This window comes from Nonomuraea sp. NPDC003201, assembly GCF_053590415.1.
On the sequence record NZ_JBSFTC010000398.1, the window covers coordinates 1 to 8,455 of the forward strand.

The 8,455-nt window shown below is 69.7% G+C and carries 9 protein-coding genes; 5 read left to right on the top strand and 4 right to left on the bottom strand.

The features are described 5' to 3' along the window. Both ACWDX9_RS55460 and ACWDX9_RS55465 read left to right on the top strand, forming a co-directional pair. On the top strand, nt 1–387 hold a 387-nt coding region (locus ACWDX9_RS55460; protein ID WP_449970745.1), incomplete at its 5' end, for a hypothetical protein. Between the two features lie 359 nt (nt 388–746). After that, nucleotides 747–890 carry a hypothetical protein gene (locus tag ACWDX9_RS55465; RefSeq protein ID WP_449970748.1) on the top strand — a complete coding sequence of 48 codons (144 nt, stop codon included), beginning with the start codon at nt 747–749 and terminating at the stop codon, nt 888–890. A gap of 51 nt (nt 891–941) precedes the next feature. On the opposite strand, the gene rox is transcribed toward ACWDX9_RS55465, so the two are convergent. Then, nucleotides 942–2,324, bottom strand: a complete 1,383-nt coding sequence (gene rox / locus ACWDX9_RS55470; protein WP_449970765.1) for a rifampin monooxygenase — start codon at nt 2,322–2,324, stop codon at nt 942–944. 452 nt (nt 2,325–2,776) lie between these two features. On the opposite strand from rox, the gene ACWDX9_RS55475 reads away from it, so the two are divergent. Continuing rightward, entirely contained in the window at nt 2,777–3,151 is a 375-nt protein-coding gene (locus ACWDX9_RS55475; RefSeq protein WP_364258391.1) for a VOC family protein, read from the top strand. Between the two features lie 82 nt (nt 3,152–3,233). Here the strand turns inward: ACWDX9_RS55475 and ACWDX9_RS55480 are convergent, their stop codons facing one another. Both ACWDX9_RS55480 and ACWDX9_RS55485 read right to left on the bottom strand, forming a co-directional pair. Beyond that, a complete protein-coding gene (locus ACWDX9_RS55480; RefSeq protein ID WP_449970751.1) occupies nt 3,234–3,767 on the bottom strand; it encodes a DUF1062 domain-containing protein in 534 nt (177 codons plus the stop codon). Nucleotides 3,768–4,137: 370 nt separating this feature from the next. Beyond that, nucleotides 4,138–4,758, bottom strand: coding sequence for a TetR/AcrR family transcriptional regulator (locus tag ACWDX9_RS55485; protein ID WP_449970754.1), 621 nt, complete (start codon nt 4,756–4,758; stop codon nt 4,138–4,140). A gap of 229 nt (nt 4,759–4,987) precedes the next feature. Here ACWDX9_RS55485 and ACWDX9_RS55490 point away from each other — a divergent pair, with 229 nt between their 5' ends. Next, nucleotides 4,988–5,497 carry a hypothetical protein gene (locus tag ACWDX9_RS55490; RefSeq protein ID WP_449970757.1) on the top strand — a complete coding sequence of 170 codons (510 nt, stop codon included), beginning with the start codon at nt 4,988–4,990 and terminating at the stop codon, nt 5,495–5,497. Between the two features lie 242 nt (nt 5,498–5,739). On the opposite strand, the gene ACWDX9_RS55495 is transcribed toward ACWDX9_RS55490, so the two are convergent. Beyond that, nucleotides 5,740–8,067, bottom strand: coding sequence for an ATP-binding protein (locus ACWDX9_RS55495; RefSeq protein ID WP_449970760.1), 2,328 nt, complete (start codon nt 8,065–8,067; stop codon nt 5,740–5,742). Between the two features lie 205 nt (nt 8,068–8,272). Here ACWDX9_RS55495 and ACWDX9_RS55500 point away from each other — a divergent pair. Beyond that, the coding region (locus ACWDX9_RS55500; RefSeq protein ID WP_449970762.1) for a hypothetical protein at nt 8,273–8,455 on the top strand (183 nt) is incomplete at its 3' end.

Consider the following 8,455-nt stretch of genomic DNA (forward strand, 5'->3'; position numbering starts at 1 on the left):
GTCCGGCAGGCGCTGCGCTGCCTGTTGCCCGGCGGCGCCGCGATCGCGATCTGGCTGGCCGCCTTCGCCTCCCTCTTGACCCGCCTGCCGGAGGGCGCCCTGTTCCCGGTCGGCGACCTGCTCATCGAGGCAGGCGTCTGCCTCGGCATCGCGCTGGCGGCCGCGGCGACCGCCGTGCGGTTCGCACCCGGACGGCAGGCCGCCATGGCCGCCGTGGTGGTCCAGCTGGCGATGGTACTGGGGACCATCCTGCTTCCCGAGCAGGTCCGGCTCTGGCCCCCGACCTGCGGGTTCGGGTACTGGGATCAGGCACACCTGTTCTGGCTGGCGATGCTGCCCCTGCCGTACCTCTGGCTGACCATCGCGGGGCGCGACCTGCGACGCTGACCCAAGGCGCGATCGCCCGCCCCCGCCTGCCGCCCGAGTCGGCACAGGGCTCGACTTGAGCGGTCTTCCGGGTGGCCGCGATGCTCGACCCGGTTCGGTCGTCGAGATGGCGGTGGAGCGCTGGGAGGTGAGTCACCGGTCCAGGGCCGGTGGTTGACACCGCCGGCGCGGGAACGTGCAGGGCTCGGCGAAGCTGACCCGGCTCATCGAACACCTGCAGCCGAGCCCGCACATCAGCGGCCACTACCACCACCCCAACGGCCCACGCCACTACGGCCGCACCACCTCCTCCGCGCTCCCAGCTCGTACAGCCCAAGAACACCAGGTGGGAGCCGGAGCCCAACAACCCCGAACAACGGGTGACGGCCGGGAGCATCGGCCTGCTCGACACCGAGACCGGCGGCTTCGAGTACATCCAGTTCGAGTACATCCAGGACGAGTGGCTGGCCGACGTCAAAGGTGACGCACTCGACCTCGCCGGGCTCCTCGCCGCCGCCCGCTGACGGCCTTCGGTCTGTTACGCCGCCGAAGCCTCGCTCGTATTCATTTTGGAATCAGCCGGCGGGCTCGCCGAACCAGCGGGAGAGGTGGTCGTCCAGGTCCTGCTGATCGTCGCCGATCCAGGCGACGTGGCCGTCGGGGCGTAGCAGGACGCACGGAACATCCAGGGCCGCAGTGGGATCCGCGAGGTAGTCGACCCGGTCTGACCAGCCGCCGACGGTCAGGCGTTCGGTGCGGTCCAGCAGCAGGCCGCGGCCGCGATGCAGCAGACCGTAGAGCCGGCCCTGTTTCACGTCGATGTCGCGCAGGCGGCGGCCGAGCAGGTCGGGGCCTGCGCCGAGGTCGTAGCGGATGCCGATCGCGGTGATCTTCTCGATCAGATGGCGGTTCACCTCGTCGAAGTCCATCAGCTCGGTGAGCAGCCTGCGCACGGCCCGCGGGCCCGGTTCGGTGGACAGCAGCTGCATCTGGGCGCGGGTGTTGTCCAGCACGTCCTCGGCGACCGGATGACGTTCGGCCTGGTAGGTGTCCAGCAGTGTGTCCGGCGCCCAGCCGCGGATCTGTGCGGCCAGTTTCCAGCCGAGGTTGAATGCGTCCTGAACGCCCAGGTTGAGGCCCTGTCCGCCGATGGGTGGATGGATGTGTGCCGCATCGCCGGCCAGCAGCACCCGCCCGACCCGATAACGTTCGGCCAGCCGGGTGGCATCCCCGAAGCGGGACAACCAGCGCGGGGAGTGCACGCCGAAATCGGTTCCGGCGATGGCGCGCAGCTGTTGCTGGAAATCCGCGAGGGTGGGCGGTTCCGCGCGGTCGCTGACTCCCGCGGCGGGGACCACGACGCTGTAGATTCCCTTGCCGAAGGGCCGGAGCCAGAATGGCTGATGGGTCGCGCCGATGTCGGTCACCTTGGCGGTGATCTCCTCCTGCGGCACGCCCACTTCCATCTCGCCCATCAGCGTCTCGGTCCGTGAGGGCTCGCCGGGGAAGCCGACGCCGAGCAGTTTGCGCACCGTGCTGCGCCCGCCGTCACAGCCGATGAGATAGCGCGAACGCAGCCGTTCCCCGTCGGCCAGTTCGACGGTCACACCCTCGTCGTCCTGCTCGAAACCGGCCACCGCGCAACCGCGCCGGATCTGCGCACCCAGTTCGATCGCATGCTCTTCGAGTAGACGTTCGATGACCGGTTGCGGGATGCCCAGCAGATAGGCGTGTGCGGAATCCAGGCCCTTGGGCGCGGGTTTGTTGATGGCGGCGAAGAAACCGGCGGCCGGACGCCGTCTTCCGTGTTCGAGAATGCGATCCAGCAGTCCGCGCATGGCCATCAGCTCGAGACTGCGAATATGCAGACCGACTATGCGGACGAACGACTTGGGCTCGGTTTCCCTCTCCAGAACGAGTACCCGCACGTCGTGCAGCCGCAGTTCGGCGGCCAGCATCGCGCCGGTCGGCCCGCATCCGGCAATGATCACGTCGTACGGGAGGGGCGCGCGATCGGCGCCGGAGGCTGGGGGCCGGAGCCCGGGGACGTCGCGCTCGACCCTGTCGTTCGACGACGGCTTCGACGACGGCTCGGCGGAGAACTGAGCGTGCATAGGTGTTGCCTTTCGGGAGTGCCTTGTTGGCGAGGCGCTCCCGGCGACACCTACGTCAATCGCCCGGCCGTGACGGGAAGGGGGAGCACCCACATCGATACAGCGTTCATGGGTCTCACCTCCTCGGGCGGTGTCACGGACAGCTGCAAGCTACAAGCCTGAACCGCACCCCGTCCAATCCTTTTCCAGCCACGTGTACGCGAACTGGTCGCAGGCGAGGTTGACGACCGGCACCCGGACCGATCCTCCTCTCAAGGATTGGCGGCGGGCGGTTGATGCCCCGTAAGGTGCCGATCATGGCTTGTCGTATTTCCGAACTGATCATCAATTGCCGGGACCCGCAACGGCTGGCGGCCTTCTGGTGCGAGGTGCTGGACTTCATCGTGCTCGACGACACCGACGACGGCGCGGTGGAGATCGGACCACGGGAAGGGTTCGGCGGATTGCAGCCGACTCTGGTCTTCAGCCCCGCTACCGAGCTCAATGCGGGCAGGCCGCGGCTGCACTTCGACGTCAACGCCACCGACCGCGATCAGGACGCCGAACTCGAACGCCTCCTGAAGCTCGGGGCGCGCCCGGCCGACATCGGCCAGACCGGCCAGGAGTCCTGGCACGTCCTGCTCGACCCCGAAGGCAACGAGTTCTGCCTCCTGCGAACCCGCCTGAGCTGAGCCTCTGGCCGGTGGAGTGGGACTGAGGCGGTCGCCACACCGTGCGTCGTCGCCTCAGCCCCACCCACCACTTCTCCCGGCCCTATTCAGCGGGCATGACGACGAAGGAGAAGTCTGCGGTGGTTGTGCGGTTGAGGGGGAGGTCGCCCTTGATCCGGCGCCCGACCTCGCCCCTGCTGATCCCGAGTCCCCGGGCGATCAGCCGCTCCGGGCGGACGGGCACGGGATCGAGGAAACTGACGTCCACCCGGTACGGCCATGCCGTCTCGACAGCCGATGACTCCAGCTGCCAGGCGCCACGCCAATCGAGGGTGAACCGGTTGCGCCGTGCGACCGCGGGGTCCAGGAGCGCGTGAGCGACGAGCGCCTGATCGTTGTCCTCGAAGGCGCAGAGCCTGGCCGGATCCAGCGATCGGACCGGCACCCGCTCATGAACGGTGATCTTCGAGGTCCGGTCGCAGCCGACGCAACGGACGAGCAGCCACACGTCAAGCAGCTTGCCGTTGGCGTTGATCCGGAATCTGCCCTCGCCGACGGTGGCCGCCTCCGCCCGGCAGTCCAGGCAGCGCATGGTGAGCAGCGGCAGCCGAGTCCTCCGGACGGTCCAGGGCAGCACGAAATGATCTCTATGGGATTGTGAAGACATGATCTCTCTAAGACCTGACACAAAACGCTGAGTGGCCGGGGCGGCTCAGCGGTGCAGAGCAGCCCGGCGAGACCGACCACGAGGCCGGTGAGAAAGCGCAGAAGAAGATGTCAGGCAGCGAGAGCAGGCGGCGTCACGCGACGGTCCTCACGACGAATCCGATAGTGCTGGCCGCACGCTACTGGATCACCGGGTGGCGCCACAATCGATTTTGTCTCCTGCCGATCATCGGCTCATCGGCGATTGTGGCGAGGGAGAGGACGTCCCCGGGGCGCCGGCGGACAGGGGCGGGGCCGGTGGTCATAGGCCCTGCCGGCCGTGTCGGCGCAGCGGGTGGGGGTCAGGTGCCGGCCACGGCCTCTTGTGGCGTACGGGCGCCGAGCAGGGCAAGGCAGTTCGCCCACAAGGGGCCGAGCCGGTGGGTGCTGTTGTAGAGCTTGGCGAACAGCACCTGGCCCTCCAACTGGGCGACCACCGCCCGCGCGGCTTCCCGAGGGTCGGCCACCTCGACCTCCTGCCGTTCGAGAGCCTCGGCGATGACCGATGCGACCATCTCGACCTGCGCGTCGAAGATCTCCTGCAGCCGGGTGCGGATGGCCTCGGTCTGGTTGCTCATCTCCAGGGTGAGGTTGCCGAACAGGCACCCCGAGACGGTGCCGCAGCTCTGCTGGGCGGTACGCAGGCCGGCCTCCGTCTCCTCGAACAACCGGCGCAGCCGCGGCAGCGGCCCGGCCTCGGAGCCGAGAGCGGTCGCCCAGGCGCGCTGCTGAGCGGCCCAGTGCTCATCGATGACGGCCAGCGCGAGGGACTCCTTGGAGTCGAAGAAGTAGTAGAAGCTGCCCTTGGGCACGCCGGCCGCGCGGCAGATCTCGGCCACCCCCAGGGCCGAGTAGCCATGCGTCTCGATGAGCGAGCGTGCGGCGCTCAGGATCCGCTCGCGAGCATCACTGGTTCGGCCCATGAGGCCAGTTTACGACCGGTCGACTACTATCCGCGGGGCCGTCCTGCGTGGTCCTTCCGGCGCAGGTCACGTCGTTGATCATCCGGTCGTGGCGCGGACATCCCCGTACGGACATACGGGTGAATAGGTACCCATATGGGGATTTATCCCGTCTTCCTCGATGGTGGGTCGGAGCGAAGCTAAACGTGTCTCTGAACACATGCGCCAACACGGGGAGGAGACGATACACGTGCCAGCCATGTTGCAGCCGCACATCGAGCACGGCACCGCCGAACGGCAGCCCACGCTGCGCCTGCTGTCCTGGAACGGGCTCCTGGCCATGGGGGACGGCCTGGCCGTTCGCGCCGGATGGGCGGGGCAGGACCGCTCGGCCTCGTGGCTGCTGTCGGCACGCCCTTCGGCGGTGCCGAGCGCGCGGCGCATGACCGCGGCCCGGTTGGCCGCCTGGGGGTTGTGCGAACACGCCAAGAACGCCGACCTGCTGGTCGGCGCGCTGGTCGCCGACGCCCTGCGGCACGCCACCGCCAAGGTCAGACTCTCCCTGTGGGTCGAGGACGGCCTGCTGCGCTGCGAGATCGAGGACGACCGCAGCACGCTCGCCTTCACCCCATCGTGCCGCAAGACCGCAGACCGCGGGCACAACCCGGTGCTGGCCCGGCTGGCCTGCTGCTGGGGAGTCGCCGGCAAGGTCGTCTGGTTCGAACTCGTCACCGGCGACCGCGCCTGCGAGCACACCTGAGCCCGCCCGGCACGTACACCCGTACCTGCCGCCCGAACGGCACCGAGGAAAGGAACGACGCATCGTGCGCCACACAAGGATCCGCGTCTCCAAGCGGCCGACGCGCCGCCCCGCTCAGGGTGTGGACCTGCGGACCCCGTCAGGCCGGGCACTGCCCTACTGACACCGCCCTACTGACACCGCCGACGGCCGGAACCGGTCCTCATCCTGGAGCCGGTTCCCGCCTCCTCGGCACCGATCCCTCAGTCGTGCCCGTTGGCCCGGGCCCGCTCCCCCACCCACACCGCGATCTGCGCCCGCGAGTTGAACCCCAGCTTGGTCAAGATGTGCTCGATGTGCCCCTCCGCCGTACGCTGCGCGATCACCAGGGACGCCGCGATCTCCTTGTTCGTCATCCCCTGGGCGACCAGCTCGGCGATCTCCTTCTCCCGCCGCGTCAACGGCGTCTCCTCCGCCGCCTTGGCGGGCCGCTCGGGCTTGTCCTCCTCCAGGGCGTAGGCCAGCGCCTCCTCCAGCGGCAGACGGGCCCCGCGCCGCACGGCCGTCTCGAACGCCGCCTCCCCCAGCACCTCACGCATCGCCCGGTCACAGTCGTCGTGGTAACGGGCCAGATGCCCGTACCCCGACAACGGCGCCCCCGCACAGCTCCACATGGTCTCCAGCACGCCCAGCAGGCGGGCGGCCCGCTGGTGACGGCCCTGGCTGGCGGCGATCCAGGCCAGCGCCTCGATGTTGACCCCCGCGCCGAGCGGATCGCCGACCGCGCGGTTGAAGGTCAGGCTCTGCTTCTCCAGCTCGGTCGCCCGCTCCAGGTCCCCCTGACGCCACACCTGCACACCCAGCGCCATCGTCGTGTACGCCTTGTGCCAGCCCTCCCCATAGGCCTCACACTCGGCCAGGCACTCCTCGCCCGCCGCGATGGCGGCCGAGGAGTCACCCAGGAACGAGTGGGCGAGCGTCAGCCGGATGAGCGACAGCGCGATCCCGACCGGGTCGCCGGTACGGCGGTGGCGGGCAAGGGCGTCCCTGTATAGCTCGATCGCGGCTTCCGTTCGCCCCTCGCACATGGCCACCATTCCGCGGAACAGGGCCACGTAGGCCAGCACCGGCTCGTCCTGCAGCTCCTCGCCGAGCCGGCGGCTCTCCTCGAGCAGCGCGGTGGCGGCCGGGATGTCGGCCTGGATGATCGCCAGCCAGCTGCCGGCCCACAGGGCGCCGGCCCGCACCCGGCTGGGCTCGGTGTCGGCGGCCAGCGCCTGCTCCAGCCAGCCGCGCCCCTCAGCCAGGTAATAACTGGTGATCCAGTGATACAGCAGGTCGCCGGACATGCTCAGCCCCGCGCGGGCCTCCTCCGGCGTGTTCAGCCAGCTGTCCAGGGCGGCCCGCAGGTTGGCATGCTCGCGCCGCAGCCGGGCGAACCACGCCACCTGGCCGGGCCCGAACAGCTCCGCCCTGGCCCGCGCCGCCAGATCGCGGTAATAAGTGCGGTGCCGTCGCTGCAGGGCGGGCTCGCAACCGGAGCCCGTGAGCCGTTCGCGACCGTACTGCCGCAGCGTCTCCAGCATCCGGTAGCGTACGCCGCCCGGATGGTCCTCTCGTATCAGCACGGACTTGTCCACCAGGCCGATCACCAGGTCGAGGACGTCCCGCGGGTCGATCCCGTCCTCGCCGCACACCGCCTCGGCCGCCTCCAGATCCAGGCCCCCCGCGAACACCGAGGCCCGCTCCCACAGCAGGCGTTCTTCTTGCGAACACAGCGCGTAACTCCAATCGATCAGCGCCCGCAGCGTCTGATGCCGGGGCAGCACCGCCCTCGACCCTCCGGTCAGCAGGCGGAAACGGTCGTCGAGCCGGTCGAGCAGCTGCTCGACCGACAGGGCCCGCAGCCGCACCGCCGCCAGCTCGATCGCCAGCGGCAGCCCGTCCAGCAAGCGCACGATCCGGGTGACGACCTCCCGGTTGTCCTCCGTGACGGTGAAGGACGGCAGGACGGCGCGGGCGCGTTCGGCGAACAGCCGGACCGCGTCCTGCCGGAGCAGCTTCTCCAGCGGCACCTGAAGGTCCGGCAGCGGCAACGGCGACACGGGCACCGCCTGCTCGCCGGCGATGCCCATCGCCTGCCGGCTGGTGGCCAGCACCCGCAGATCCGGCGCCGCCCGCAGCAGCGCGTCGCTCAGCGCCGCACACTCGGCGATCATGTGCTCGCAGTTGTCGAGGATCAGCAGCGCCTGCTTGTCGCGCAGATGGCAGGTCAGCACCCGCATCGAGGTGTCGCCGGTGTGGTCGCGGATCTCCAGCGCCTCGGCCACGGCCTCGGCGAGCATGACCGGGCCGTCCAGCTCGGCCAGCTCCACCAGCCACACCCCGTCCCGGAAGGCCCGCCGCACGTCCTGGCCGACCCGCACCGCCAGCCGCGTCTTGCCGACGCCGCCCACGCCGGTCAGCGTGACGGCCCTGGAGGCGGACAGCAGCTGTTTGACCTCGGCCACCTCGTGCCGACGCCCCACGAAACTCGTCACCTCGGCCGGCAGCCCGCCGTTGGGCCGCCCTCCGTAGGTGCTGGCAGTCACCGCTGTCATTGGCGCCTTCCGCGACGCGGCCGGCGCTGCCGTCGGCCCGCATCCCACGTCGTCGCCCCCAGGTTATGTCGCGGCCGTTATCCCAGACGAGCACGGTCAAGAACCCACAACAAGTTTTGGCCATCGCATGGTGTAACGGCGTCTCGACCTTGACGGCCGGCCGCTCCTAGCGTGGAGGGAGGGAGGGGAGCAGACCATGTTCATCCAGGTCATCGAGGGCCGGGCGATCGAGGCCGACGCTCTGCACCAGGCGCTGGAGCGGTGGGTGCGCGAGCTCTCGCCCGGCGCGCGGGGCTGGCTGGGCACCACGGCCGGCGTCACCGACAGGTCATCGAGGGCCGGGCGATCGAGGCCGACGCTCTGCACCAGGCGCTGGAGC